Source organism: Flavobacterium proteolyticum (assembly GCF_015223105.1).
GTDB classification, from domain to species: domain Bacteria; phylum Bacteroidota; class Bacteroidia; order Flavobacteriales; family Flavobacteriaceae; genus Flavobacterium; species Flavobacterium proteolyticum.
In genome coordinates, this window is sequence record NZ_JADFTZ010000005.1 from 50,607 (window position 1) to 76,390 (window position 25,784).

General features: G+C 33.4%; 25 protein-coding genes. 7 read left to right on the plus strand and 18 right to left on the minus strand.

Features of this window, described 5'->3' with window-relative positions; all coding sequences use genetic code 11:
• The first annotated feature begins 4 nt into the window (after positions 1-4).
• Positions 5-1,657, plus strand: a complete 1,653-nt coding sequence (menD, locus tag IM755_RS10270; protein ID WP_194096493.1) for a 2-succinyl-5-enolpyruvyl-6-hydroxy-3-cyclohexene-1-carboxylic-acid synthase — start codon at positions 5-7, stop codon at positions 1,655-1,657.
• A 71-nt stretch (positions 1,658-1,728) separates the two neighbouring features.
• Here menD and IM755_RS10275 read toward each other — a convergent pair whose 3' ends face one another.
• The 3 genes from IM755_RS10275 to IM755_RS10285 all read right to left on the minus strand — a co-directional run bounded on the left by IM755_RS10275 (position 1,729) and on the right by IM755_RS10285 (position 3,689).
• The gene (locus tag IM755_RS10275; protein WP_194096495.1) at positions 1,729-2,271 is read right to left on the minus strand and encodes a DUF4468 domain-containing protein; all 543 of its coding nucleotides are present in this window, start codon (positions 2,269-2,271) and stop codon (positions 1,729-1,731) included.
• 150 nt (positions 2,272-2,421) lie between these two features.
• Positions 2,422-2,856 carry a DUF1456 family protein gene (locus IM755_RS10280; protein ID WP_194096497.1) on the minus strand — a complete coding sequence of 145 codons (435 nt, stop codon included), beginning with the start codon at positions 2,854-2,856 and terminating at the stop codon, positions 2,422-2,424.
• Positions 2,857-2,900: 44 nt separating this feature from the next.
• Complete coding sequence (locus IM755_RS10285; protein ID WP_194096499.1) at positions 2,901-3,689, minus strand: alpha/beta hydrolase; 789 nt, start codon at positions 3,687-3,689, stop codon at positions 2,901-2,903.
• A gap of 42 nt (positions 3,690-3,731) precedes the next feature.
• On the opposite strand from IM755_RS10285, the gene IM755_RS10290 reads away from it, so the two are divergent.
• Positions 3,732-4,133 (plus strand): hypothetical protein, encoded by a 402-nt coding sequence (locus IM755_RS10290; RefSeq protein WP_026725073.1) that lies wholly within the window; start codon positions 3,732-3,734, stop codon positions 4,131-4,133.
• On the opposite strand, the gene IM755_RS10295 is transcribed toward IM755_RS10290, so the two are convergent.
• From IM755_RS10295 to IM755_RS10330, 8 genes are all read right to left on the minus strand, one after another.
• The gene (locus IM755_RS10295) at positions 4,130-4,567 is read right to left on the minus strand and encodes a VOC family protein (protein ID WP_194096503.1); all 438 of its coding nucleotides are present in this window, start codon (positions 4,565-4,567) and stop codon (positions 4,130-4,132) included. The genes IM755_RS10290 and IM755_RS10295 overlap by 4 nt on opposite strands.
• Positions 4,568-4,671: 104 nt before the next feature.
• Positions 4,672-5,562 (minus strand): DUF6252 family protein, encoded by an 891-nt coding sequence (locus IM755_RS10300; RefSeq protein WP_194096505.1) that lies wholly within the window; start codon positions 5,560-5,562, stop codon positions 4,672-4,674.
• A gap of 69 nt (positions 5,563-5,631) precedes the next feature.
• The gene (locus tag IM755_RS10305; RefSeq protein WP_194096507.1) at positions 5,632-6,105 is read right to left on the minus strand and encodes a DMP19 family protein; all 474 of its coding nucleotides are present in this window, start codon (positions 6,103-6,105) and stop codon (positions 5,632-5,634) included.
• An 8-nt stretch (positions 6,106-6,113) separates the two neighbouring features.
• On the minus strand, positions 6,114-8,105 hold the full coding sequence (gene uvrB, locus IM755_RS10310; RefSeq protein WP_194096509.1) for an excinuclease ABC subunit UvrB: 1,992 nt from the start codon (positions 8,103-8,105) through the stop codon (positions 6,114-6,116).
• 35 nt (positions 8,106-8,140) lie between these two features.
• The gene (locus IM755_RS10315) at positions 8,141-9,355 is read right to left on the minus strand and encodes an acyloxyacyl hydrolase (RefSeq protein WP_194096511.1); all 1,215 of its coding nucleotides are present in this window, start codon (positions 9,353-9,355) and stop codon (positions 8,141-8,143) included.
• A 10-nt stretch (positions 9,356-9,365) separates the two neighbouring features.
• Complete coding sequence (locus IM755_RS10320; protein ID WP_194096513.1) at positions 9,366-10,028, minus strand: thiamine diphosphokinase; 663 nt, start codon at positions 10,026-10,028, stop codon at positions 9,366-9,368.
• 116 nt (positions 10,029-10,144) lie between these two features.
• Positions 10,145-10,972, minus strand: coding sequence for a DUF4249 family protein (locus IM755_RS10325; protein ID WP_194096515.1), 828 nt, complete (start codon positions 10,970-10,972; stop codon positions 10,145-10,147).
• A 4-nt stretch (positions 10,973-10,976) separates the two neighbouring features.
• The gene (locus IM755_RS10330; RefSeq protein WP_194096517.1) at positions 10,977-13,349 is read right to left on the minus strand and encodes a TonB-dependent receptor; all 2,373 of its coding nucleotides are present in this window, start codon (positions 13,347-13,349) and stop codon (positions 10,977-10,979) included.
• A gap of 121 nt (positions 13,350-13,470) precedes the next feature.
• Between IM755_RS10330 and IM755_RS10335 the strand changes: the two genes are divergently transcribed.
• Positions 13,471-14,133: a hypothetical protein gene (locus IM755_RS10335; protein WP_194096519.1), complete on the plus strand. Its 663-nt coding sequence runs from the start codon at positions 13,471-13,473 to the stop codon at positions 14,131-14,133.
• Between the two features lie 49 nt (positions 14,134-14,182).
• Here the strand turns inward: IM755_RS10335 and IM755_RS10340 are convergent, their stop codons facing one another.
• The 4 genes from IM755_RS10340 to IM755_RS10355 all read right to left on the minus strand — a co-directional run bounded on the left by IM755_RS10340 (position 14,183) and on the right by IM755_RS10355 (position 18,548).
• Positions 14,183-16,405 carry an NADP-dependent isocitrate dehydrogenase gene (locus tag IM755_RS10340; RefSeq protein WP_194096806.1) on the minus strand — a complete coding sequence of 741 codons (2,223 nt, stop codon included), beginning with the start codon at positions 16,403-16,405 and terminating at the stop codon, positions 14,183-14,185.
• Positions 16,406-16,561: 156 nt separating this feature from the next.
• The gene (rplS, locus tag IM755_RS10345; RefSeq protein WP_026725064.1) at positions 16,562-16,918 is read right to left on the minus strand and encodes a 50S ribosomal protein L19; all 357 of its coding nucleotides are present in this window, start codon (positions 16,916-16,918) and stop codon (positions 16,562-16,564) included.
• Between the two features lie 137 nt (positions 16,919-17,055).
• Positions 17,056-17,733, minus strand: coding sequence for a tRNA (guanosine(37)-N1)-methyltransferase TrmD (gene trmD, locus IM755_RS10350; RefSeq protein ID WP_194096522.1), 678 nt, complete (start codon positions 17,731-17,733; stop codon positions 17,056-17,058).
• 17 nt (positions 17,734-17,750) lie between these two features.
• Positions 17,751-18,548 (minus strand): class I SAM-dependent methyltransferase, encoded by a 798-nt coding sequence (locus IM755_RS10355; RefSeq protein WP_194096524.1) that lies wholly within the window; start codon positions 18,546-18,548, stop codon positions 17,751-17,753.
• Between the two features lie 74 nt (positions 18,549-18,622).
• Between IM755_RS10355 and IM755_RS10360 the strand changes: the two genes are divergently transcribed.
• Positions 18,623-19,555: a peptidylprolyl isomerase gene (locus IM755_RS10360; RefSeq protein WP_194096526.1), complete on the plus strand. Its 933-nt coding sequence runs from the start codon at positions 18,623-18,625 to the stop codon at positions 19,553-19,555.
• A gap of 115 nt (positions 19,556-19,670) precedes the next feature.
• Positions 19,671-20,174, plus strand: coding sequence for a hypothetical protein (locus IM755_RS10365; protein WP_194096528.1), 504 nt, complete (start codon positions 19,671-19,673; stop codon positions 20,172-20,174).
• On the opposite strand, the gene IM755_RS10370 is transcribed toward IM755_RS10365, so the two are convergent.
• Together IM755_RS10370 and IM755_RS10375 are read right to left on the minus strand one after the other, a co-directional pair.
• Positions 20,175-20,531, minus strand: coding sequence for a hypothetical protein (locus IM755_RS10370; protein WP_194096531.1), 357 nt, complete (start codon positions 20,529-20,531; stop codon positions 20,175-20,177). It abuts the gene before it with no gap.
• A gap of 90 nt (positions 20,532-20,621) precedes the next feature.
• Positions 20,622-21,176 carry a thioredoxin family protein gene (locus tag IM755_RS10375; RefSeq protein ID WP_194096533.1) on the minus strand — a complete coding sequence of 185 codons (555 nt, stop codon included), beginning with the start codon at positions 21,174-21,176 and terminating at the stop codon, positions 20,622-20,624.
• A gap of 171 nt (positions 21,177-21,347) precedes the next feature.
• On the opposite strand from IM755_RS10375, the gene IM755_RS10380 reads away from it, so the two are divergent.
• Together IM755_RS10380 and IM755_RS10385 are read left to right on the plus strand one after the other, a co-directional pair.
• Positions 21,348-22,367 (plus strand): quinone-dependent dihydroorotate dehydrogenase, encoded by a 1,020-nt coding sequence (locus IM755_RS10380; RefSeq protein ID WP_194096535.1) that lies wholly within the window; start codon positions 21,348-21,350, stop codon positions 22,365-22,367.
• A 19-nt stretch (positions 22,368-22,386) separates the two neighbouring features.
• A complete protein-coding gene (locus tag IM755_RS10385) occupies positions 22,387-23,250 on the plus strand; it encodes a hydroxymethylglutaryl-CoA lyase (protein WP_194096538.1) in 864 nt (287 codons plus the stop codon).
• Here IM755_RS10385 and IM755_RS10390 read toward each other — a convergent pair.
• Positions 23,247-25,748 carry a cation-translocating P-type ATPase gene (locus IM755_RS10390; RefSeq protein WP_194096540.1) on the minus strand — a complete coding sequence of 834 codons (2,502 nt, stop codon included), beginning with the start codon at positions 25,746-25,748 and terminating at the stop codon, positions 23,247-23,249. The two genes, IM755_RS10385 and IM755_RS10390, sit on opposite strands and share 4 nt — an antisense overlap.
• Between the last annotated feature and the right edge of the window lie 36 nt (positions 25,749-25,784).

Genomic DNA, 25,784 nt, shown 5'->3' on the forward strand with positions numbered 1-25,784 from the left:
AAAAATGATGTATCCAAAAATTCCTTTAGCGCAAAGCATTATCGAAATTTGCCAACAAAAAGGAGTCCAACATATCGTAATTTCACCAGGTTCTCGCAATGCACCTTTGACGATTGGATTTACTAATAATCCGTATTTCAAATGTTACAGTATTGCTGACGAACGTTGTGCCGCATTTTTTGCTTTGGGAATTGCCCAACAAATTCAGAAACCTGTTGCTGTTGTTTGTACTTCGGGTTCTGCAGTGTTGAATTATTATCCTGCGGTGGCGGAAGCTTTTTATAGTCAAATTCCGTTAGTAGTCATTTCTGCGGACAGACCACAAAATAAGATAGATATTGGAGACGGTCAAACGATTCGTCAGGAAAATGTTTTTGCGAATCACAGTTTGTACAATGCTAATTTGCAAGAAAATGTATCAACTGAAAACGATAATAACATTCAAATGGCGTTGCATGTTGCGGTTACCCAAAAAGGGCCAGTTCACATTAATGCACCTTTTGAAGAACCTTTATATGAAAACGTTTCCGAATTACAAGTAAAACCAGAAATTATTGATTTTAATACTGAAAGCAAAACTTTCTCTTTAGGAAATTCAACTGTAGAAACTTGGAATAAAGCGACTAAGAAATTAGTTTTAGTAGGAGAGTTGTTTCCAAATTCGGTAGAGCAAAAGTATTTGGATGCTTTAGCGAATGATCCAAGTGTAGTGGTTTTAACTGAAAAAACATCCAATTTACATCACCCAACCTTCATCGACCAAATTGATACGTTGATTACACCATTTACAGATGAAGATTTTAAAGCGTTTCAACCTGAAATTCTTTTGACTTTCGGTGGAATGGTAGTTTCGAAACGTATCAAAGCCTTTTTGCGAAAATACAAACCAGCACACCATTGGCATGTGGACGAATTACGTGCCTATGATACTTTTGGAGCACTTACAAATCACTTTGAAACGACAACAAATACGTTTTTGAGTCAGTTATTGACTGAAGAAATGATTAAAAGTTCTTATAAATCAAGTATTGCGACTATTTGGAAAGATAGAGTAGCGAGGCATAAAGAATATACTGCGAAAATTCCATTTTCAGATTTTAAAGTGTTTGATTTTATTTGCCAAAATCTGCCAAAAAACAGCCAGTTACAAGTAAGTAATAGTTCGGCGATACGTTATTTGCAGTTGTTTGATTTAGATAAAACCGTGCAAGTTTTTTGTAATCGTGGTACGAGTGGAATAGATGGGAGTACTTCAACCGCTATTGGAGCAGCTTTAGCGTCTGATTTACCAACGATTTTGATTACAGGTGATATCAGCTTTTTATACGACAGCAACGCTTTGTGGAACAATTACATTCCAAAAAACTTCAAAATCATTTTGTTGAATAACAGCGGTGGTGGTATTTTCAGAATTTTACCCGGACATCAAGAAACGGAAACGTTTAACACCTATTTTGAAACTTCTCACCAATTAAACGCTTCCCATTTAGCCAAAATGTACGGTTTTGATTATTTTGAAGCGAATAATGAAACGACTTTACAGCAACAATATTCAGCTTTCCTAAATCAAAATGAAAAACCAAGTATTTTGGAAGTTTTCACTCCAGAAAAAGAGAACAATGGTATTTTATTGGAGTTTTTTAGAGGGTTGAAGTAAAATACATATTTAAATAAAAAACGCTGTCAATTTTTTTTGATAGCGTTTTTTTATTGAATCTTGTAATTAAACTACCAGTCACTTTTTGTTGCGCTAGATTTTGCCATTTCCTTTTTAATATCGCTTTTAATGGTTTCAATTGTAGAATTGATTTCTGCATAATACGCTTTAAGAGTTTCCATTAATTTTGGATTATCCACCGCTTTTTCCGAAGCCAATTTATCAAACATTTTCTCTACAGTTGTTTCAGCACTCGACTTGATAAAGATATTTTTTATTTCGTATTTGTATTTGCCGTCTTTCGACATGATAGAAACAGTGTAAAATAATTTTACTTTTGTCTCACTTCCGTTTGCCTTAATGGTCATGAAAGAATACTGGGTGTCAGTAACTGAATAAGCTTCTTTATCCTGTTTAATCTTATCCTGTGTTTCTTTATAGATATTTACAAAGAACATTTTGGAGTTGTTAAACAAGTCATCTTTGGTTTTTCCTTCTGCAGATACAACTTCCGAGAAGATAATTTGCCCGTTTTCATTCAATGGAAAATCGAATTTTTGTTGGGCACTCATGGTGAATGTAGTCAATACTAATAGTAAAAGGATTTTTTTCATATTTATGGAGCTTGATTTAATAATGGTTAAGTCGAATACAATAATAATATATTTTTTCTAAAATAGAAAAAAACCTTTGAGATAAAATAAACTTTTTTGGACTAAGCTGTAAATATTGAAAAAAAATCCCCAATTACTTGAGGATTCTATTTACTTTTTATTTTTACCAGAATTAAACTTAAAGCGTTCAACTGGGCTTTCTGGCTTTTGCTTTTTTGTAGAAGGCTTGCCTTGTCCAAATGGTTTTTTGTTTGTTGTTGATTTTGGTTGGAATGGTTTTTTGGTTTCGGGTTTTTTGGCGTCTTTTGAGATTGAGGTTTTGTTTTTGGCAATTTGGTCTAAAACTTCTCTTGGATTTTTTGGGTCTTCTTTTGTGCCACGTAAGTAAATCACTAATCCATTAAGGAAATTACGCAATAATTGATCTCCACATTCCATGTAATTGGGATGGTCTTCGCTTCTAAATATATTACCTAATTCGCCTTTAGAAACTCTAAAATTCACTAAGTTTAATATCTCAATAATTTGGTCATCACGTAATTGTAAGGCTACACGTAACTTTTTAAATATATCGTTGTTATTCATTCTGTGTCTTTATTAAATATTCAATTTCTAAATTATTAATTCATTTAGAAGAGCCAAAGGTACGCTTTTCCAAATTCTTTCGCCCATAATTTTTCATTATGTTTACCATTGACAATTACTACTTTTTTGGTTAAATGCATGCAAGTGCATCTTTTATCGTTGACTAAGTCTACCATTTTGTCCATATCGGCTACTGTGGTTTCACCTTCGCTATCGCCACACATGAAATACAATTTGGTTTTGAGATTTTTGGTGTTTTCCGTCAAAGTATAAATGCTATTGTTAAACCAAAAAGAGGGCGAAAAAATTGCTGCTTTTCCAAAGATTTTAGGATATTTTAAAATGGCGTAATAAGAAACGAGTCCACCAAGCGAACTTCCAGCAATTGCTGTGCTTATTTTACCTGTTTTTGTTCTGTAATTGGTGTCGATATGAGGTTTTAAGATAGTTACAATGAAATCCAAATAAGCATCGGCTTTTCCGCCACCATATTTTTCATTTGGATAAGGTGTAAGTTCATCCATTCGTTTTTCGTTGCCGTGTTCAATTCCTACAATGATGACTTCCGCTTTTAAAGAATCTAAAGTTTCATCTACTCTCCATTCGCCTGCGAAAGCCGTTTTATCATCAAATAAATTTTGCCCGTCGTGCATGTAAATTACGGGATATTTCTTTTCTGAAGTTTCATAATTGTGAGGTAAATACAACCAAATTTTCTTTGAAGTCTGTAATTGTGGAGCTTCTATCATAAAAGAAGTAACTTTGCTTTGCGACCATCCCGAAAGAGATGTTAATAAAAAAAAGAACAAAAATGGGAAATACTGCTTTTTCATTTTTATATTTGAATTCATCTAAAACATAAAAATACTATTTTGATGGACAGTTACCAAGAAAAAATAAGTTTATTACAGGAAATGATTGGTTTTGCTTTAATCGATGGCGAATTGCACGATAGAGAGTACGATTTTTTAGAAATGGTAGCCATGGAATTAGAAATTGAGAAAACTGTTTTTCATAAATTATTTGAAAATAGAGGTGAAGTTACCGTAATAAAAGATGAGTTCCACCGAATTTGTCAGTTTTATCGTTTGGCGTTATTGATGCATTGCGATGGCGTTTTACACGATGCTGAACAAATCAAAATCAATGAAATTGGAATTAATATGGGATTAAATCCGTATGCGATGAAACGCGTACTGAATTTAATGAAAAACTCCCCAAACCGAATGGTTGAGGGAGATGTTTTATTGTCCGTTTTTACTGAGCAACATAATTAGTTTGCAAGAACTTCGTCGAAATTTACCATCCAATTGATGCCGAATTTATCGGTAAACATTCCGAAATAAGCTCCCCAGAATGTTTTTTCCATTGGCATAATAATGTTTCCGCCTGCAGAAAGTCCATTGAACAATTTATCTGCTTCTTCTTTACTGTCTGTATTGATAGATACAGAGAAATTGTTTCCAAAAGTAACATCGCCACTAAACGAAGTGCTATCACTTGCCATTAAAATGGTTTCTTTACTAATAGGCAAACTTACATGCATAATGCGATTGCCTTCTTCCTCACTTGGAGGTGGACAATTTTCATCGGCTGGCATATCTTTAAATCTACCCATATAAGTAAATTCGCCTCCAAAAACCGATTTGTAAAAATTAAAAGCTTCTTCTGTATTACCATTAAAGGTAAGATATACATTTACTGTTGCCATACTTTATTGTTTTATGATTGATTACTTAAAAGTATAAATTTTTTTAAGATAGGTATTTTATCAAATAGAAATAAAAAAAAGAGTGAACTAGCACTCTCTTTTTTTTAGTTATAAGTAATACTAAAATTACCTTGGGAAATTGTCATGGTTTGGGAATTTCCTGTTGCTGTAAAATTAAAAGTTCCTACAATTGTATTCCCTGAGTGAGAAGTAATGTTTATAGTTCCTCCTGTTGTTGTGTAGTCAATATTAGAATTATTATTGAAACCAGCATCATAATTATTTCCATCAATTGAATGTGAACCAACAGTTGCATTTTCAGGAATCATGATGGAATAAATACCAAAATCAGCACCAATATTTGTATTGTATCCGTATACCACTATTTTATTAGCTTCGCTAACTTGCTGAATCATTAAATACTTACCATCATTGTTATCTGTATCCATATTGAAAACAGTACCGCTATTTAATTTTAATGACATACTTCCATTAGAATATAATTGTTGACTAATTACTCTAATATTGCTAAATGTACCATTGGTTATTGACATTTGTGTTGGAGAATCAAAGCCGATTAAGGTTCCACTAAAAGTTCCTGAAATTGTTCCGTTGTTACTGTTGTATGAGTTGATTGTTAATGTGAATGTTCCACCCGTTTCATCAGAACTATATGAGTCTTCGATAGTATTGTAACTTAAATTTCCATCTGCATCGAATCCATTATAAGTATAAGTTCCTACTGATAAGTTCTGTAAAGGAATATTAATAGCTAACGATGAAGAATTTGATGCAGTTCCTAAAATTTGAAGTACACTACCATTAATTTCACCAAAATTAATAGATTGAACTGCGGCAACAGCTACATTAGAGCGCCAATTTTGACCATCGATAGTGGCAGTAATTGATCCCGTTAATGATGATTCATCAGAAGAATCGCTTGAACATGAAGTTAGGACTACGAAACATAGGATGAGAGAAATAATTTTTTTCATTTTTTGATTTATATAGTTAATTTGTATAAAAGTAAAATATTAAGATTTATCTTGCAAATTTTATTTTAATTAAGCTCCAAATTGATTTTCGTTGGCTTTAATATAATCTACGATTAATGTTACGATATCTTCTTCAGTTTCGTCTTCGAAAAATAATTCGTCTAAGTCTTCCCAACCTGAAATGATGTTTTCATCCGCTTTTTCAATGAATGCTATTCTTTTTTCCACGTCAGGCGAATAGGCTTTAGCTGGGAATAAACCCAATGCTTTTGAAATTAATTCCGCCGTTTTAAATGCTTTAATTTCTTTATACGATGTGATAACTTCTTCTGCAAAATCACCTGCTTCTGAACTAAAAAAGAATTGAAAACCGCCTTCTCCCATAGCACCTTCAAATAAATCTACAAAAACGAATACTTTCTCTTCATCGGTTAACGATGAGAAATCCTCTGTTTCTTCTTTTTTCTGCCAAATGATTTCTCCAATAGCTTCAATGATTTTGATTTCGTCTTCTAATTTTAGAATGTTTTCAATTTTGCTCATATGTGTTTTTATTTAATTTTCTCTTGTAAAACTTTTATATCGTCACGCAATTTCGCTGCTTGCATGAAGTCTAATTCTTTAGCTGCTTTTTCCATCATTTTGCGTAAATCTCTAATTTTTTTCTCAATTTCGGGTTTACTCAAGTATAAACTTTCTGGTTCGGCCGCTTTTAGAGCTTCTTTTTCATAATAACCTGTAGAAACTGAATTACCACTTAATGCACTTCCTAAACTTTTATTTAAAGCTTTTGGCGCTAATCCGTTTTTGGTATTGTAATCGATTTGTTTTTGTCTTCTGTAATTGGTTTCGTCAATGGTTTTTTGCATCGAAGCGGTAATTTTATCCGCATACATAATCGCTTTTCCATTTACGTTACGCGCAGCACGACCTACAGTTTGTGTTAACGAACGATGACTTCTTAAAAAACCTTCTTTATCCGCATCTAAAATGGCAACTAAAGAAACTTCGGGTAAATCCAAACCTTCACGAAGTAAGTTCACACCAATTAACACATCAAAAATACCTTTTCGTAAATCTTGCATGATTTCTACTCGTTCCAGCGTATCAACATCCGAGTGAATATAACGACAACGAATCGAAACTTTGGTTAAATATTTTGCCAATTCTTCCGCCATACGTTTGGTTAATGTGGTGACTAAAACACGTTCGTCAGCTTCACATCGCACTTGAATTTCTTCAATTAAATCATCAATTTGGTTGGCACTTGGTCGAATTTCAATAATTGGGTCAAGCAAACCTGTTGGACGAATGACTTGTTCTACATAAACACCTTCAGTTTTCTGTAATTCATAATCAGCAGGTGTTGCCGAAACATAAATTACTTGGTTTTGCAAAGCTTCAAATTCGTCAAACTTTAATGGGCGATTGTCCATAGCAGCAGGCAATCTGAAACCATATTCTACCAAGTTTTCTTTACGACTTCTATCGCCACCATACATGGCATGCACTTGCGAAATCGTAACGTGACTTTCGTCGACTACCATCAAGTAATCATCTGGAAAATAATCTAACAAACAGAAAGGTCTGGTTCCAGGTTCTCTTCCGTCAAGATAGCGCGAATAATTTTCAATTCCAGAACAGTAGCCTAATTCGCGAATCATTTCTAAATCGAAATTCGTGCGTTCTTCTAAACGTTTTGCTTCTAAATGTTTGCCAATTTCTTTGAAATAATCCACTTGTTTGACCAAATCTTGTTGGATAGCCCAAATAGCGTTTTGTAACACATCAGGCGAAGTCACAAACATATTCGCTGGATAAATCGTTAGTTTTTCGTATCGTTCTATCACTTTTGCAGTGGTTGGATCAAAAGCTTCAATTTCTTCAATTTCATCTCCAAAAAAGTGGATTCGGAAAGGTTCATCACCATAACTTGGGAAGATTTCCACAATATCGCCTTTGATTCTGAAATTTCCTGCGGCAAATTCGGCTTCCGTTCTCGAATATAAACTTTGAACTAATTGATGTAGTAATTTGGTACGCGAAATTTGCTGACCTGCTTCTAAATTGATTACGTTTTTTTGAAATTCAACCGGATTTCCAATTCCATACAAACAAGAAACAGATGAAATTACAATAATATCTCTTCGACCTGAAAGTAGGGCAGAAGTAGTGCTTAAACGCAGTTTTTCTAATTCATCATTAATCGATAAATCTTTTTCAATATACGTTCCGGTAACGGGAATAAAAGCTTCTGGCTGATAATAATCGTAATAAGAAACGAAATATTGCACCGAATTATTTGGAAAAAACTGCTTGAATTCGGAATATAACTGAGCTGCAAGTGTTTTATTATGCGCTAAAATAAGTGTTGGTCGTTGTACTTCTTGTACTACATTAGCCACGGTAAATGTTTTTCCAGAACCTGTTACCCCTAATAATGTTTGGTATTTTTCACCATTTAAAATGCCTTTTGAAAGTTTTTCAATGGCTTGCGGTTGGTCACCAGTAGGTTTGTATTCAGATACGACTTGGAATTTCATGTAAAGCAAGTATTTTTACAAAAATACTACATATTTTATTTAATGATGTAAGTATAGCCTAAACTTAATTCTGTATAATCAGCTTGTCCTAGATTACTACAGATATAAGCGCCAAGTGATACATTGTGTTTTGGCATGTTTTTAGTATTCCAAGCATAATATTTTAAGCCTAGTTTGCCCGAAATAAAACGTTTTAATTTATAATAACTATCTAATTCACTCGGAACATAATCACCAGTTTCAGGAACATATATTTCACTATTTAATCGATAGTCAATTTTGTAAAATGGTTTATCAATATTAATGCCTAATTGCGCTTCAGCGGCAAAGTGATTCATTAAAAGTTCTCCATTTATAAAAACACCATAAGCGGATGAATTGTAAATTGGGTTTTTCTTTAATTCTGGATAGTCTTCATTTACTAAAAAATTCTCTTCTTTTATGTAATCGTAGTAGTTTTCATAAAAAGTATAAAAGAAACCAATTCCAATTTTATACGTGTTTTTGTAGATTTTACCAAAAGCAAATGAAGTAGAATACACTTCTTTAGTATCGTTATATAATCGATAAATTGATTGTTGCCCTATGCCTGTTTTGATTTGATAAAATTTAACAGGAGTATATTTTGAATCGTTTATAGTAATAGAATCGGTTTTAGCTTTTTGGGGATTGAATTTGAAGTTTAATCCGGCAGAAAATGTATTTAAACCTTGATTAGGCCATTTTATATGTCCGTTAGAATGGTGTGAATACCCTATACTTGCTCGAGTATCTAAATAGGTATTGGAAAATATAGAATAATTTAGGAACAAACGATAAGCCCATGTGAAATCAGTTGAAATAGCTTTGTTTTGCCAGTTTTTACCATCGTCATAATTCTTGTTGAAATAAGAAGCTCCAATAGCAGTGTTTAAAAATAAGCGTTTCGTTTTTGAATGAAATAGAGGAATTTCTAAATATGGCATCAAGCTGTAAGATGATCCAACAAATTCATTATTTCCATAATTACTGTATTGAAATAGTATTCCTGTTTCTGGATTTTGAAGTGATTGTACCCAAGCTTCGTCTGAAAAATGTTTTTTTCCAACAAAGAGACTCAGAGTTTGATTCACTTTTAGTTCTGGGAAAAATTCATTTGCAGGAGATGTTTTGCCTAATACATATTCTACATTAAAAGTAGTTTGTGAAAAAGATTTAGGGATAATTACACTAAATATAAAACTGATAAATAGTAATTTTTTCAAATTCATAGACAAATTTTTAATCCCAACATTCCATTAAAAGTAAATCGCCTTTTTCGTGTGAAATGGAAACAATTCCGTCTTCAGTAACATGATTGCTGCTTCCAGTGCGATAACCAATGGTTAGTTCTTCATTATTTAAAGGGTAAAATAAATTTTTAGTTGTAATTCCGCTAACTGTTCCAATCGGAATTAATGATAACGTAGTATTTGCCGTATACCATTTATCGTATTTGTTGGGTAATAAAAATACTTTAGAATGATCGTCAATAATTACAATTTTCAATTGATTGCGATAGGCTACAATGTTAGTTATATTGGTTATGGTATGATCGGCTCGTTTTCCGGTAGCCCAAATTACGTTTACAGCTTTGTGGCCTTTTTCGATAAGATAATCAAAAGCTTTTTCTAAATCGGTTTTATCTTGATTGGGAGCATAAACAATTTCTAATGGATATTGTTTATCTAAATAATATTCAGGTTTAAAACCTCGGTCAAAATCGCCCAATAAAACATCGACTTTAATGTCTAATTCTAAAACACGTTCAATTGCTGAGTCTAAAACAATCACTAATGGTGACCATTCTAACAATTGCCCCATTAATTCTTTGCTACAGGATGCGCCATTAGCAATGATTAATGCGGGTTCTTGGTCGTCTCGAACAATATGGTGTGATGACATTTTTTAGATTTAATGCCGTAAATATATTGTTAATAAAAATCAAGTGCAAGAACAAACGCAACTTCAACTTTCAATTTTTGATATTGGTTCTTGAAATTGAAATTGTTTTTGAAGAATTATTGCACCAAATAACTTACCGTATCAATTTCACTCAAAAAGAAATAACCCAGCGGATAATTTGAGTTGTTTGTAATGTTACTAATATTTCCTCTAATGGTAGCTGGTGGTGTTGCAAATGGATTTCCAGCATTACCACCGGCAATTGATATTAATTTATTCATGTAGTTATAGTAACTTTTTGAAACGCCTTGAACGCTTAAATCTAACGTAATTCCAGGTTCCGTTTCACTACTACCATAAAAACCAAACATAACGTTTCCTTGAAAAAATTCGTCGCTTACCACACCAAATTCAGGAAATTGTTTGTTTGGATTTTTAACACCTAATAGATAATAATTTTCTTCAGCTCCATTATCTTGATAGAAATATTTAATTTGAATTTCGTCTTCACCACTAATTCCAACTACGGTTTCCTGTTGTACATTAATAATATCAGGAGTAGGATATAAAGCGCTAGAGGCATTATATATTTCTCCATCATATAGAATTTCTAATGTATAAACTTCGCCAATTACAGGTTGAAAGTTATTACAAACATAATCTCCCGTATTTGGAACTTCAATAAAATTGAAAACTACATTGGAACTATTTGTAACGGTAACGGTTGCACCATTAGCAGGAAGAATTTCATTGGTGTAAAAATCATTAGTCAAACTCAATTTTATGGTTTGACTTTCACCAGTTGTTTCTTTCTCCCATTTGATGATGGCATCAATAACCAATTTTGGGTCTGAATTGTCCAATTCAATATCTACTACTTTTTCACAACTACTATTTAACAGTATTGTAACGAGTAAAACGGTATATAGGAAAATATTTTTCATAAAATTAAAATTTAAAATTATAGGAAACAGAAGGAACAATTCCGAAAATAGAAAGTTTTACGGCTTCATTTGCACCGGTTTCTGAATTTTGTCTAAACGATATTGAAGCAGCATTATAGCGGCTATAGATGTTGTAAATTCCAAAAACCCATTCTCCTTTAAATTTACGGTTTTCATATTTTTTAGGAGTCAGCGTTGCCGAAACATCCATACGATGATAAGCTGGTAATCGGTCTTCGTTTCTAGAGTTATAACTTGGAACGGTTACACCTTGAAAAACATATTTTCCTGAAGGATAAGTTACAGGTTGACCTGATTGAAGTGTGAAATTAGCTCCAAAACTCCATTTTTTATTTAATTTATAGCTTCCAGTAACTGCTAAATTATGGGTTTTGTCATACGCAGAACGATACCAATCACCATTGTTGATTCCAATTTCAGTTGGTGTTCTTCCTGGAGTTTGTTGTTCTGAGCGAGATAAAGTATATGAAATCCATCCGTTTAATCGCCCTTCATTTTTTTTAATCATCATTTCTAGACCGTAGGAGCGCATTCTTCCGTTTAATAGAACTTGTTCTATTGCTTCGTTGGCAATTAAATCGGCACCATCAATATAATCGATTCGGTTTTGTACTTTTTTGTAGTAAGTTTCTAATTCTAAAGTGTAATCACCATCTTTAAAGTTTTTAAAATATCCTACAGCAACTTGGTCAGCTAGTTGAGGTTTTATGTAATTATCGCTGGGTGTCCAAACATCTAATGGAGTAGGAGATGCGGTGTTAGAAACCAATTGCATGTATTGCACCATTCGGTTATAACCTGCTTTTATGGATTGATCTTTATCAATTTCATAGGATACCGTAAAACGAGGTTCAAAGTTGGAATAATCTGCTATTTTTTCATTCGAACCAAAATACCTTGTAGAAGTTGGAGTTGCTTTTTCGTAAATTTTCAACTCTTCATCATACAAAACGGGTTGATCGTTATCGTAATAGTTAATGGTGGAAGCTCCAACTCGGTAAAAAGAACTAAAGCGAACTCCTGCCATAATAGCAAGTTTATCAGTTAAATTATATTCGAAATCGACATATAAAGCATTTTCAAAAGCATATTTTTTATCCAATTGACGGTAGTTAATTGAAGATTCTTCATTCAATGGTTTTATGGTGCCGGGATTGATATCAAATTTTGTGACATTAGCTCCAAAATTGAACTTTGTTTTTTCAGTAGCGTAATATTTAAAATCATATTTCAAATTGTAGTTTTGAATTGTAGATTCCCAATTAAATCCTATGAAATCTAAATCTAATCCGTAAAAATAATTGCTGTAAATGAGCGATAAGTTAGAAAATAATTTATCGGAAAATAAGTGATTCCAACGCACATTAAGTGTCGAATTTCCGTAAATATTTCGGAAGGATTCATTTAAATTAAAGATATCGCGCCCGAAATAACCCGATAAATATAAGTTGTTATTTTCGTTAACTTTATAATTCAATTTAGTGTTCAAATCATAAAAGTAAGCGGAGTTTTTATTATCGGTTAATTTCAAGAATAAATGGGCATACGAACCTCTTCCTGCTATAAGAAAAGAGCCTTTGTCTTTTACAATTGGACCTTCAGCTAATAAGCGACTGGAAATTAATCCAATTCCACCATTCATACTGAATTTATTGCTATTTCCGTCTTTTTGATACACATCTAAAACCGAAGAGGCTCTTCCTCCAAAACGGGCTGGAATTCCTCCTTTATATAGTTTTAAATCTTTAATAGCATCTGCATTAAAAACTGAAAATAAACCAAATACATGTGATGTGTTATAAAGCGTAGCTTCATCTAAAAGCACTAAATTTTGATCGGCTCCACCACCACGAACATTAAAACCTGATTGTCCTTCTCCAGCGTTTGTAACACCTGGTAAAAACAAAAGCGATTTAATAATATCGACTTCACCCAATAAAACTGGCATTTGTTTTATTGTGCTAATAGCTAGTTTATTAACGCTCATTTCTGGTTTTTTGATATTGGTTTTATAAGCGTTTTCTGTAATGACAACTTCTTTAAGTTCTTGCTTGCCTTCTTTTAGACTAAAGTTTTTCTTTACATTTTGATTGATTTCTAATTTTTCAGAAAAGGTTTCAAATCCAATATAGCTAACTTGAATTGAATAATTCCCTTTTGGTAATGTAATAGAATAAAAGCCGTATTCATTAGTATAAGTACCAATATTTAATTCGGAAATGTAAACGGAGACACCAATTAAAGTTTCGTTGTTATTAACATCTGAAACAACTCCACTTAGTGTTACTTTTTCTTGACCAAATCCCAAAAGTGAAAAAAAGAATAAAATCCAATAAAGTTTTAATTGTAGCCTCATTTTGGTATAAATTTTGTACAACAAATTTCACAAAAAAAATATGCAATAATTTAAAACAAATGTTAATTTGTAAACAAAAATCAATTATTGTTATAAATTTACCACTTTCAATGCAGTTCAAATGAAAACCAAATTATTTGTTTTACTTTTTCTATTTCAATTTGTGTCGGTTTTGGCTCAAAAAGATTCTCCTTTTAAAACTTCAAAGCTGAAGTTAAATTGGGACGAACCAGCAAAAGTGGATACCGAATCAAATACCACAACGTTACCCTATAAAAGTATTTTTGATAAAGAAGATAGCTACTTAAAGCGTTATTCAATATTGAATCAGAAAAAAGGAGAAGAAAGTGTCATGGTTCAAAAAAGTGAATTTAAGAATCCAGGAGATGAAGTAAAGGATAAATTAAATAAAGAAACGCAACAAGGAAGTTGGGAAAATGTTTTCTTTGGAAAGTTTAAAGTCAATACACATGTCATAAAAATCAAGACAAGAGATCATATGGATCCTGATGGAGATAAGGTTAGAATTCTTTTAAATGAAGTTACAGCTTTTAATGTTATTTATTTAGATTCTGATTTTAAAACGAGTTTGATTGAATTAAGAGAAGGAGATAATAATATTGATATTGTGGCGCTAAATCAAGGATTGGCAGGTCCTAACACAGCTACATTCGCCATTTATGATGAAAATGATAATTTAATAACTACAAATGATTGGAATTTGAATACTGGAGTAGCAGCTAAATTTGTTATTGAATATGTCAAGCCAATAGAAAAGAAATAAAAAAAGCGACTTAAATTTTAAGTCGCTTTTTTTATTGAGTTTAAAAATCTTAGTTCAATTTAGCTAAGATAGTATTTAATGTTTCACTTGGACGCATTGCTTTCTCTGTTAATTCAAAACTTGGATGATAGTAACCACCAATTTTTTGTTCTTTACCTTGAGCTGCAATTAATTCTGCATCAATTTTAGATTCGTTAGCAGTCATTGCCTCAGCAATAGGAGCAAATGTTGCTTTTAATTCAGCATCTTTAGTTTGGTTTGCTAAAGCTTGTGCCCAATAGAAAGCTAAATAGAAATGCGAACCTCTGTTGTCAATTCCACCCACTTTTCTTGCTGGCGATTTGTCTTCTGCTAAGAATTTTGCATTCGCTTCGTCTAAAGTGTCTGCTAAAACTTGTGCTTTTGCATTGTTTTGCGTTTGTGCTAAATGTTCTAAAGAAGCTTGTAATGCTAAGAATTCACCTAATGAATCCCAACGTAAATAACCTTCTTCAATAAATTGTTCTACGTGTTTTGGAGCAGAACCACCAGCACCTGTTTCAAACAATCCACCACCGTTCATTAACGGAACGATTGATAACATTTTAGCCGAAGTTCCTAATTCTAAAATTGGGAATAAATCCGTTAAGTAATCACGCAATACGTTTCCAGAAACTGAAATTACATCTTTTCCTTGACGGATGATTCGTAATGTTTCTTTCATCGCATCTTTAACATCCATAATACGAATGTCTAAGCCTGTTGTATCGTAATCTTTTAAGTATTTCTCAACTTTCTTGATGATTTCTCTATCGTGTGCTCTGTCTTTATCCAACCAGAAAATAGCAGGAGTATCAGATAATCTTGCTCTGTTAACCGCTAATTTTACCCAATCTTGAATAGGAGCATCTTTCGTTTGACACATTCTGAAAATATCACCTGCTTCTACTTTTTGAGATAATAAAACGTTTCCGTTTTCGTCTTCCACGTTAACTGTTCCATTTTCTTTTAATTGGAAAGTTTTATCGTGAGAACCATATTCTTCTGCTTTTTGAGCCATTAATCCAACGTTTGGTACAGAACCAATAGTTTTAGGATCTAAAGCGCCATTTTGCTTCATTTCATCAATACAAGCCGAATAGAAACCAGCGTAAGAACGGTCTGGAATAATTGCAATAGTATCTTCTTCTTTGCCTTCTGCATTCCACATTTTTCCACCACTACGAGCTAAAGCAGCCATAGAAGCATCTACAATTACATCAGAAGAAACGTGGAAATTCGTAATTCCTTTGTCTGAATTTACCATAGCTACACGTGGACCGTTAGCTAAAGCATCAGCAATGGCTTGTTTGATTTCCGCTTCTTGAGGAATTCCAGCAATTTTGTTGTATAAATCTTGTAATCCGTTATTTGGATTGATATCTAGTGATTTGAATACATCAGCATATTTCTTATACACATGAGCAAAGAAAGTTTCTACGATAGCTCCAAAAATAATTGGATCCGAAACTTTCATCATCGTTGCTTTTAAATGCGCAGAAAGCATTACGTTTTTCGCTTTAGCATCCGCAATCGTAGCTGCTGCGAATTGTTTTAAAGCATTTAAGTTCATTACCGAGCTGTCAATAACTTCACCCGCTTTTAGGTTAGCGAAATCTTTTAAAACAGTAGTTACTCCATTATCTGAATTGAAAACAATTCTAAATTTTCCGTCTTTTTCAACTGTAGTAGAATTTTCAGTTCCGTAAAAGTCACCTGAATTCATGTGCGCTACTTCTGTTTTGCTATCTGAAGTCCAAGTTCCCATTCGGTGCGGATTTGCCTTAGCATAGTTTTTAACTGCTTTTGGCGCTCTTCTGTCTGAATTTCCTTCACGTAAGACTGGATTTACAGCTGAACCTAAAACTTTAGCGTATTTAGCTTTGATATCTTTTTCAGTATCGTTTTGTGGCTCTTCTGGATAGTTAGGGATATTGAAACCTTGTGATTGTAATTCAGCAATCGCTTCTTTTAATTGAATTACCGAAGCTGAAATGTTTGGTAATTTGATAATGTTAGCTTCTGGAGTATTGGCTAATTGGCCTAATTCGGTAAGTGCGTCACCAATTTTTTGGTCGTCTTTTAAGAATTCTGGAAAGTTAGCTAAAATTCTTCCTGCTAAAGAAATATCTCTAGTTTCGATCGCGATATTTGCAGGTTTAGTGAAGGCTTTTACAATAGGTAAAAACGAATGTGTTGCCAACATAGGCGCCTCATCCGTAATGGTATACATTATTTTAGATTGATTGGACATGAATGTTATGTGTTTGTTTTGAATATAATTTGTAAAATCTGCCAAATATAGAAAATTTGAAAGAAATAATGGAGCGATTTTGCTTAAATCTTGAATAAAATTCAATAAAAAAAGCCACAACAATGTTGCGGCTTTTTATACTTGAGAAAGTAAAAATTAGTTTTTGTATCTTCTTTCTTTGATTTTTGCTTTTTTACCAGTAAGATCTCTAAAGTAGAAGATACGAGCTCTACGTACTTTACCTCTTTGGTTCACTTCAATTTTTTGTAAAGCTGGCATGTTAACTGGGAAGATACGCTCAACACCAACAGCACCAGACATTTTACGAATTGTAAAAGTTTCAGTAGCTCCAGCTCCTCTTCTTTGTATTACAACTCCTTTGAAGAACTGAGTTCTAGTTTTTTCACCCTCTTTAATTTCGTAGTACACAGTGATAGTATCACCAGCACCAAACTCAGGGAAATCATTTTTCGCAACTAATTCGTTATTTACGAAATCAACTAAATTTGACATAGTTTTAATTATAAATGTTTGATTCAAAGCAACATACACGTCTATCGCCAGAGGTTGGTTTAAAGTGGGTGCAAATTTATGAAATAATTTTAATAATTAACAATTAATAATTGATAATTTTCTTTCAAATGCCAATTTTACTCTTCCAACAAATCTGGTCGTCTGTTTTTAGTATGTTCATACGCCATTTCTTCACGCCATTTTTCTATTTTTCCAAAGTTACCACTCAATAATACTTCAGGAACTTTTAATCCTTTATATTCGGCAGGACGTGTGTAAATAGGAGGTGATAACAAATTGTCTTGAAAACTATCCGTTAAAGCAGAAGTTTCATCACTCAAAACACCTGGAATCAATCGGATTATGGCATCGCAAAAAACGATTGCTCCAATTTCGCCACCGCTTAATACATAATCACCAATCGAAATTTCTCGTGTAATGTGCATATCACGAACGCGTTGGTCAACACCTTTATAATGCCCACATAAAATCATAATGTTTTCGTACATCGAAATGGAATTGGCCATTTTTTGATTTAGCGTTTCACCATCAGGCGTCATGTAAATGATTTCGTCGTACGTTCTTTCGCTTTTTAGTTTCGAAATGCAATCGTCGATAGGTTGTACCATCATTACCATACCAGCACCGCCTCCAAACTGATAATCGTCTACACTTCTTTGTTTATTCGTAGTGTAATCTCTAAGGTTGTGAAAATGGACTTCGACCAATCCTTTCTGAATGGCGCGTTTCATGATGGAAGCCTCAAATGGACTTCGCATTAATTCGGGTAAAACGGTAATAATATCAATTCGCATGCTGCAAAGATAGTAGATTATTTTTTAGTTGCCGATAGCGAATACACCATCGGAATTTTGTTTTCTAAATGTTTGATTCGGAATTTATTCGGTTCAAATTCTTCGGTTTGATTGAAACAATTGTAAGGAGAATAATCGAATTCGTTAAAACAATTAATTTCTAATCTGTTTGAAATCAATGCATTTAAGACTTCTGAAATTGGATGATTCCAAGTAATGGTTTGTGCGGCAATTTCAGCATATCTGTCAGCATATGTGCCTGATTCGTCTTCAACTATAGGTTCAATGTTGAAATAATTGTAAAAAACTTCTTTGAAATCATTGTCAAACATCCAAACCACAGGATGAAATTCGGCAAAGACAAATTTTCCATTTGGTTTTAAGAAATGCGAAACTATTTTTGCCCATTTATCTAAATCGGGAAACCAACCAATTGTGCCATAAGTGGAGAAAACAATATCGAATTTTTCGTCCAAATGATTCGGTAAGTCATAAATATCACAACAAATAAAAGTCGTATCTAAGCCTAATTTTTCATTGATTTCTTTCGCTTTTTCAATTGCCTTGTCGGATAAATCGATTCCAGTTGCTTTAGCTCCCATTCTTGCTAAAGTCATGGTGTCTTGACCAAAATGACATTGTAAATGCAAAACTCTTTTTCCAGAAACATCGCCAAGTAAATCCAATTCAATCGAATTTAATGTAGATTTTCCTTTCAGAAAACCTTCCATGTCATAAAAATCCGAGTTCACGTGAACTTCTACTTTGTTGTTCCAAGTTTGTTTATTGATATTTAAGTAATCATTAGCTTCCATTGTAATCGATATTTGTTTATCAAAACTACCAATTAATTTTGTAATTTTGCACTTTCAAATTTAAAAACAAAAGCATGGAAAACGGAATATACGCTAAATTCAATACTTCAAAAGGTACTATTTTAGTAAAATTAACACACGATTTAACACCAGGAACGGTTGGAAATTTCGTAGGATTAGCAGAAGGACAATTAGAAAATTCGGCTCGTCCAATGGGAAAACCATATTATGACGGATTAAAATTTCACCGTGTAATTCCTGATTTTATGATACAAGGTGGATGTCCACAAGGGCAAGGAACAGGTGGTCCTGGTTACAACTTTGACGATGAGTTTCACCCAACTTTACGTCACGATGGACCTGGAGTTTTATCGATGGCTAATGCTGGACCTGGTACAAATGGTTCTCAATTTTTCATTACACATATTGAAACTGCTTGGTTAGACGGAAAACACACTGTTTTTGGTCACGTTGTTGAAGGACAAGATGTGGTAGATGCAATTGCTCAAGGTGATACAATTGATTCATTAGAAATTGTAAGAGTAGGAGATGAGGCTCAAAAATGGAATGCTGTTGAAGCTTTCAGAACATTTGAAGGTTCAAGAGAGAAAAGAATTGCTGAGCAAAAAAAAATGGCAGAGGAAGCTTTAGAAAAATTAGCCGCTGGTTTTCAAAAGACTGAAAGTGGTTTACGATACCAAATCATTCAAAAAGGAAGCGGAAAACAAGCTGAAAAAGGTAAAAAAGTATCAGTTCATTATCAAGGAGCATTGGAAAATGGACAAGTTTTTGATTCATCATACAAAAGAAAACAACCAATTGACTTCACTTTAGGTATTGGTCAAGTAATCGAAGGGTGGGACGAAGGTATTGCTTTATTAAAAGTGGGAGACAAAGCTCGTTTTGTAATTCCTTCTTATTTAGGATACGGTTCTAGAGGTGCTGGAGGTGTAATTCCACCAGATGCAACTTTGGTATTTGATGTAGAATTAATGGATGTGAAATAATAAAGTCCAAAGGAAAAAGTTTAAAGTAAAAAGTATATTAATAGAAATCCTGAGACTTTGTCTTGGGATTTTTACTTTGGTATCATTTTTGTATTTTTACGTCCAATTCCAATCTATGAAAACCAAATTATCTTTTTTCTTTCTACTATTCTCTTTGTTATCCTTTGGACAAGTGCCTCATTGTGGGTTTGATTTTACATCTTATTTAGTGGTAAAAGCCCATGAGGAAGGTAAATCAGATAATATTCCCGATTTAAAAATTACGTTGGTCAACGAAAAAGGAGAAGAAGTCATCAACGAGAATAATAAATACAGTTGGAAATACGGTAATCAAGCTTTAGTTTTTACTCGAAATCATTTAATAAGTAAACCAAACGAACCCGAAAAATGGTTTTTCCCATATTCAGGTGATACGTATTTGCTTTCGGTAACCAACACATTTCCAGCAGAAGAGTTTTATATCAAAATTCAAGATACTAAAGGAAAATACAAAGAGCAATTAGTGCAATTGCAAGCTTTCAATATGTACATTTTATGTTCGAGTGAAAACGAACGCCAAGCCAGAACTTTCGGACCTAGAAGTAATAATCCGATTGAGGTGATTTTGGAGAGAAAGTGATTAATTTTGAAAACTACATTCTAATTTTAAATCAAACTCTGAGACAAAAATCCTTTCTCGATTTTGTATATTTCTTGTTAGTGTGAATCCTAATTTATCACATATTTTGACCTGACTGAATTGAGAATAAAATTCTTTATTATTCTCAACAATCATTGAAATTTCATTTTCAATGATTGGTCTCCATTTTTTTAAAAGTTGAAAACAATTGTCTTCATTCAATTTTGTTGAATTCGAAATAAAATTAATTGAAATAGGTTCACTTGAATAATTTGATGAGTAAAAATCTATTACTTCTAAATCTTTTGCATAACAAATTTCAAATTCACCTTCATGTGTAATTAGTCGCTTTTTCATAATTAAAATATTTTTATTCAAAATTAATCTAAATAAAAATAATAAAGAAATGATTAAATATAAAGTTATCGACATTTGATTGTCAGTAATTTACTTCCATTTTATATTACACCCAATACTCGGTTTCTGTTCCAGATTAATTAATCGATTCATAACCACACCATCAATAGCGCTTCGTAAATCAGAACCACTTAATGGAATTCCGTTTGCTGGTCGGCTGTCGTCTAATTGTCCTCTGTAAACCAATTTATTTTGATTGTCGAAAAGATAAAAATCAGGTGTACATGCGGCATCATAGGCTTTGGCTACTTCTTGTGTTTCATCATATAAATAAGGAAATTCAAACCCGTTTTCAAAAGCAAATTCAGTCATTAACTCAGGAGCATCTTGAGGATATTTCACTACATCATTACTCGAAATCGCCACAAAACCAATTCCCTGCACGCGATAATCGTTCACCACACGCATTACTTCTTCCATCACATGATGCACAAACGGACAATGATTGCAAATGAACATCACGACCGTTCCTTTTTCCCCTTTGCAATCAGCAAAAGTTTTAAAATCAGTAGCATTAGTATCTCTTAAATTGAAATCAGGAGCAATCGTGCCCAGTGGTAACATGTTAGAAGGAGTTTGAGCCATTTTGAAATCAGAATTTAGAGGTTAGAATTTAGAAATTAGAAGTTTAGTCTTTTCACTTTTTACTTTTTACTTCCCTAATTATACGCACCAAATCTTTTATTGTTACAAAATGCGTCAATACTTTTTTTTGGAATAGCATTTTCTTACTTTTGCAGAACAACACAACACACTATGTACAAAATCTTCATTCGTCCGTTACTTTTCTGTTTTGATCCAGAAAAAGTGCATTATTTTACTTTTTCAGCTATTCGTTTTTTGAATAAAATCCCAGGTTTTTCAGGCTTATTTCAATCGCTTTACGAAGTAAAAGATGCTCGTTTAGAAAGAGAAGTTTTTGGAATTAAATTCAAAAATCCAGTGGGTTTAGCGGCAGGATTTGATAAAGATGCGAAATTATATCAAGAGTTATCAAATTTTGGTTTCGGATTTATTGAAATTGGAACCTTGACGCCTATTGGACAAGAAGGAAATCCTAAAAAACGTTTGTTTCGCTTAAAAGAAGATAATGCGATTATCAACAGAATGGGGTTTAATAATGGTGGCGTTAAAGAAGCGGTGGAACGTTTGAAAAAAAATAAAGGCGTTTTAATCGGTGGAAACATAGGGAAAAATAAAGTCACGCCAAACGAAGAAGCTGTAAAAGATTACGAAATCTGTTTTGAAGCTTTATTTCCGTATGTCGATTATTTTGTGGTGAATGTGAGTTCGCCAAACACGCCAAATCTACGAGAATTACAAGATAAAAAACCTTTAACGGAGTTATTACAAACCCTTCAAGATAAGAATAATACTAAACCAAAACAAAAGCCAATTTTACTAAAAATCGCTCCCGATTTAACCGATGAACAACTTTTAGATATTATTGATATCGTCAACGAAACCAAAATTGCAGGTGTAATTGCTACCAATACGACGATTTCTCGCGAAGGTTTACAATCAGAAAACAAATCAGAAATGGGCGGTTTATCTGGAAAACCATTAACGAAACGTTCTACAGAAGTGATTCGTTTTCTTTCAGAAAAAAGTAATAAGTCGTTCCCAATCATTGGAGTAGGAGGAATTCACACTGCGGAAGATGCCATTGAAAAATTGAATGCTGGTGCCAGTTTGGTACAACTTTATACTGGATTTATTTACGAAGGTCCGGCTTTAGTGAAAGCGATTAATAAAAAGATTTTGGAAAACAGCTAAAATTTCTATCTTTGAAGCTATGAACGAAATCAAAATTATCGAGTGTCCGCGCGATGCCATGCAAGGCATTAAACCGTTTATTCCTACTGAAAAAAAGGTAAAATACATACAATCATTATTACGTGTAGGCTTTGATACTATTGATTTTGGAAGTTTTGTTTCGCCAAAAGCGATTCCGCAAATGCAAGATACGGTTGAGGTTCTAGCACAATTGGATTTATCAGCAACGAATAGTAAATTATTAGCGATTATTGCCAATACACAAGGCGCTCAGAATGCTTCGGTTCATAAAGAAATTCAATATTTAGGTTTTCCATTTTCGATTTCGGAGAACTTTCAAATGCGAAATACGCACAAAACTATTGCGGAAAGTTTAGTGACATTACAAGAGATTTTAGAAATCGCAGATAAATCCAATAAAGAAGTCGTGACTTACATATCAATGGGATTTGGAAATCCGTATGGAGATCCTTGGAATATTGAAATTGTAGGCGAATGGACTGAAAAATTAGCGAATATGGGTGTGAAAATCCTATCGCTTTCGGATACCGTTGGAAGTTCCACTCCTGAAGTTATTGATTATTTGTTTTCCAATTTGATTCCGAAATATCCAAACATTGAATTTGGTGCGCATCTTCACACTACGCCAGACAAATGGTTTGAAAAAATTGATGCGGCTTACAATGCAGGTTGTCGTCGTTATGATGGCGCGATTCAAGGTTTTGGTGGTTGTCCTATGGCAAAAGATGATTTAACAGGAAACATGCCTACGGAGAAATTGTTGTCGTATTTCACTACGAAAAGAGAAAACACGAATACCAGTCCAATGAGCTTTGAAAGTGCTTATAATGAAGCGACAAAGCTATTCGGAGAGTTTCATTAATCTGTCTTTCTTCGTTTAAAGGCTTTGTAAATTTCGACCCAAAGTACCGAAATACTTCCCACTAAAACGCATAATCCTATCTGAGAACCACTTACCATTTCAAATAAGAAGAAGTTCGAAAATGCAGGAATAAACAGTATTAATCCAGTTAATAATATAGTGATTCCTATAATCAATCCTACCAAATTATTTTTGTACTGAATCGTTTTGAAAATCGAATAATAAAACGAACGATTCGCTAACGTTAATACGATATTGGAAGTAATTAAAGTTAAGAAAATCAAGGTTCTAGTTCCGTTTTCTGACATGTTTTCTCCAATAGCGTATTGGTAAATAAATAATAATCCTAACGTAATTATTAGTCCTTGAATGATGCTAATTAACACTTCTTTGAAATTAAAGAAAGTTGTCGTTAGTGGTCTTGGTTTTTGAAGCATCAAATTATCTTCCATAGGTTCGTTTTCGTATATGATGGAGCAGGTTGGTCCCATAATGATTTCTAGGAAAATAATGTGAACCGGAGTGAAAATATTCGGATACATCCAACCCAAAGCTAACGGAATAAACACAATCAATATAATCGGAATATGAATAGAAATGATGTATTGAATTGCTTTTTTTAGGTTGAGGTAGATTTTTCTTCCCATGGCAATTGCATCTGTCATTCGCTCGAAATTATCGTCTACAAGAATTAAGTTGGCAGCTTGTTTGGCAATTTCGGTACCTTTTTTACCCATCGCAATTCCGATGTGTGCCGATTTTAAAGCGGGTCCGTCATTTACGCCATCGCCTGTCATGGCTACGATTTGATTGTTGGCTTTTAAAGCTTTGATGATTCTCAATTTTGCTTCTGGAAACATTCTTGTGAAAATAGCCGTTTCCATTACTTTTTCTTTCAAAGTGGCTTCATCCATTGCCATTAATTCATCGCCATTCAATACTTTATCCGCATTTTTAAACCCAACTTGTTTTGCGATGGTAGAAGTCGTTTCTGCATTATCGCCTGTAACGATTTTTACTTGAATTCCTGCTTTGTAAAACGTTTCAAAAACCGCTTGAATATTATGTTTTGGCGGATCATAAAACGCTACCAATCCTTTAAAATGGAACTTTAATTCTTGTTGGGTTGACGGGTAATCCGTTCCTTCAAAGTCAGAAACACCCACGCCTAAAACTCGGAATCCTTTTTGCATCATGGTTTTCATCGCCTCAAAAATCTGATTTTTTTCCGTTTCAGTTAAATGACTAACAGCAATTAAAGCTTCGGGAGCACCTTTAGCTGCAATGATTTTTTTACCCGATTCGTTTTCAAAAACGTGTGTCATCATTGGAGGTTTTCCGCCTAAAGGATATTCGTGAACCAATTTGAAATATGGTCGTTCGTCTTCGCTTTCAAAATTAGAATAGGCTTCGTGAATGGCAATTTCCATCGCATCAAACGGAATAGGTTCGCTCGACCACATGGCGAAATTCAATACTTCTTCTGCTTCGGGATTTAGTTTTTGAGAAGTTGCAACTATCGAATTGGATTTAAAAAGATACAATTCGGCTAAACTCATTCGGTTTTCGGTAATTGTTCCTGTTTTATCGGTACAAATAACGGTAGCACTTCCAAGAGTTTCAACGGTTTTGGTTTGTTTGGTTATGATTCCCATTTTCATCAAACGCCAAGCACCAAGAGCCATAAAAGTGGTGAAGGCTACCGGAATTTCCTCTGGAATAACGCTCATTGCCAAGGTTAAAGCCTTCAATAAACTGTCTAAAACCAATCTTGAATTATAGTAATTTATCGCCCAAACGACTGCAAAAATCACCAAACCGATAATTGACATTTTGGTAACGAAATTCCCAATTTGAATTTGCAAAGGTGTTTTTTCTTCTTCAATTGCATTTAAGCTGGAACCTATTTTTCCTAATTGCGTTTTATTTCCAATAGCTGTTACTTCACAAATCGCTAAACCAGAAGCTACAATTGTACCTTGAAAAACTTGTTTATTTTCGGATTCATTTGATTTGAATACGGCTAAAGATTCACCCGTTAAAATAGATTCGTTGACCGAAAAATCGTTGGATGAAAGAATAATTCCATCGGCAGGAATAAAAGCGCCTTCTTCTAGCTGAACGCAATCTCCAATAACAATTTCTTCGGTTGGAATTTCAATTAGTTGACTCTTTCTAATGACTTTACATTGTGGTTGGGTTAGTTTTTTTAAGGCTTCAATCGCATTACGACTTCTAGATTCTTGAAAAACCGAAATTGCCATAACAAAAACAATTGCAAAAGCCATGAAAATACCATCGCCGTAATCTCCTGTTATGAAATAAATACTGGTAGCGGTCAATAATAAAAGAAACATGGGTTCTTTTACAATATCTAAAATGGAGTTCAGAAAATGGTTTTTTTTCTGGTGTTCGACAGAATTAGTGCCGAACTTTTTTGCAGATTCTAATACTTCTAAATCGGTTAGGCCTATAATTGTTTTTTTAGAATCGCTCATTGAAGATAAAAAATTAATATGCAAGTTACATAATTT

Coding starts and splice junctions, on each gene's coding strand:
- menD (WP_194096493.1), top strand. CDS start 5: ATGATGTATCCAAAAATTCCTTTAGCGCAAAGCATTATCGAAATTTGC.
- IM755_RS10275 (WP_194096495.1), bottom strand. CDS start 2,271: ATGAAAAAAATCCTTTTACTATTAGTATTGACTACATTCACCATGAGT.
- IM755_RS10280 (WP_194096497.1), bottom strand. CDS start 2,856: ATGAATAACAACGATATATTTAAAAAGTTACGTGTAGCCTTACAATTA.
- IM755_RS10285 (WP_194096499.1), bottom strand. CDS start 3,689: ATGAAAAAGCAGTATTTCCCATTTTTGTTCTTTTTTTTATTAACATCT.
- IM755_RS10290 (WP_026725073.1), top strand. CDS start 3,732: ATGGACAGTTACCAAGAAAAAATAAGTTTATTACAGGAAATGATTGGT.
- IM755_RS10295 (WP_194096503.1), bottom strand. CDS start 4,567: ATGGCAACAGTAAATGTATATCTTACCTTTAATGGTAATACAGAAGAA.
- IM755_RS10300 (WP_194096505.1), bottom strand. CDS start 5,562: ATGAAAAAAATTATTTCTCTCATCCTATGTTTCGTAGTCCTAACTTCA.
- IM755_RS10305 (WP_194096507.1), bottom strand. CDS start 6,105: ATGAGCAAAATTGAAAACATTCTAAAATTAGAAGACGAAATCAAAATC.
- uvrB (WP_194096509.1), bottom strand. CDS start 8,105: ATGAAATTCCAAGTCGTATCTGAATACAAACCTACTGGTGACCAACCG.
- IM755_RS10315 (WP_194096511.1), bottom strand. CDS start 9,355: ATGAATTTGAAAAAATTACTATTTATCAGTTTTATATTTAGTGTAATT.
- IM755_RS10320 (WP_194096513.1), bottom strand. CDS start 10,028: ATGTCATCACACCATATTGTTCGAGACGACCAAGAACCCGCATTAATC.
- IM755_RS10325 (WP_194096515.1), bottom strand. CDS start 10,972: ATGAAAAATATTTTCCTATATACCGTTTTACTCGTTACAATACTGTTA.
- IM755_RS10330 (WP_194096517.1), bottom strand. CDS start 13,349: ATGAGGCTACAATTAAAACTTTATTGGATTTTATTCTTTTTTTCACTT.
- IM755_RS10335 (WP_194096519.1), top strand. CDS start 13,471: ATGAAAACCAAATTATTTGTTTTACTTTTTCTATTTCAATTTGTGTCG.
- IM755_RS10340 (WP_194096806.1), bottom strand. CDS start 16,405: ATGTCCAATCAATCTAAAATAATGTATACCATTACGGATGAGGCGCCT.
- rplS (WP_026725064.1), bottom strand. CDS start 16,918: ATGTCAAATTTAGTTGATTTCGTAAATAACGAATTAGTTGCGAAAAAT.
- trmD (WP_194096522.1), bottom strand. CDS start 17,733: ATGCGAATTGATATTATTACCGTTTTACCCGAATTAATGCGAAGTCCA.
- IM755_RS10355 (WP_194096524.1), bottom strand. CDS start 18,548: ATGGAAGCTAATGATTACTTAAATATCAATAAACAAACTTGGAACAAC.
- IM755_RS10360 (WP_194096526.1), top strand. CDS start 18,623: ATGGAAAACGGAATATACGCTAAATTCAATACTTCAAAAGGTACTATT.
- IM755_RS10365 (WP_194096528.1), top strand. CDS start 19,671: ATGAAAACCAAATTATCTTTTTTCTTTCTACTATTCTCTTTGTTATCC.
- IM755_RS10370 (WP_194096531.1), bottom strand. CDS start 20,531: ATGAAAAAGCGACTAATTACACATGAAGGTGAATTTGAAATTTGTTAT.
- IM755_RS10375 (WP_194096533.1), bottom strand. CDS start 21,176: ATGGCTCAAACTCCTTCTAACATGTTACCACTGGGCACGATTGCTCCT.
- IM755_RS10380 (WP_194096535.1), top strand. CDS start 21,348: ATGTACAAAATCTTCATTCGTCCGTTACTTTTCTGTTTTGATCCAGAA.
- IM755_RS10385 (WP_194096538.1), top strand. CDS start 22,387: ATGAACGAAATCAAAATTATCGAGTGTCCGCGCGATGCCATGCAAGGC.
- IM755_RS10390 (WP_194096540.1), bottom strand. CDS start 25,748: ATGAGCGATTCTAAAAAAACAATTATAGGCCTAACCGATTTAGAAGTA.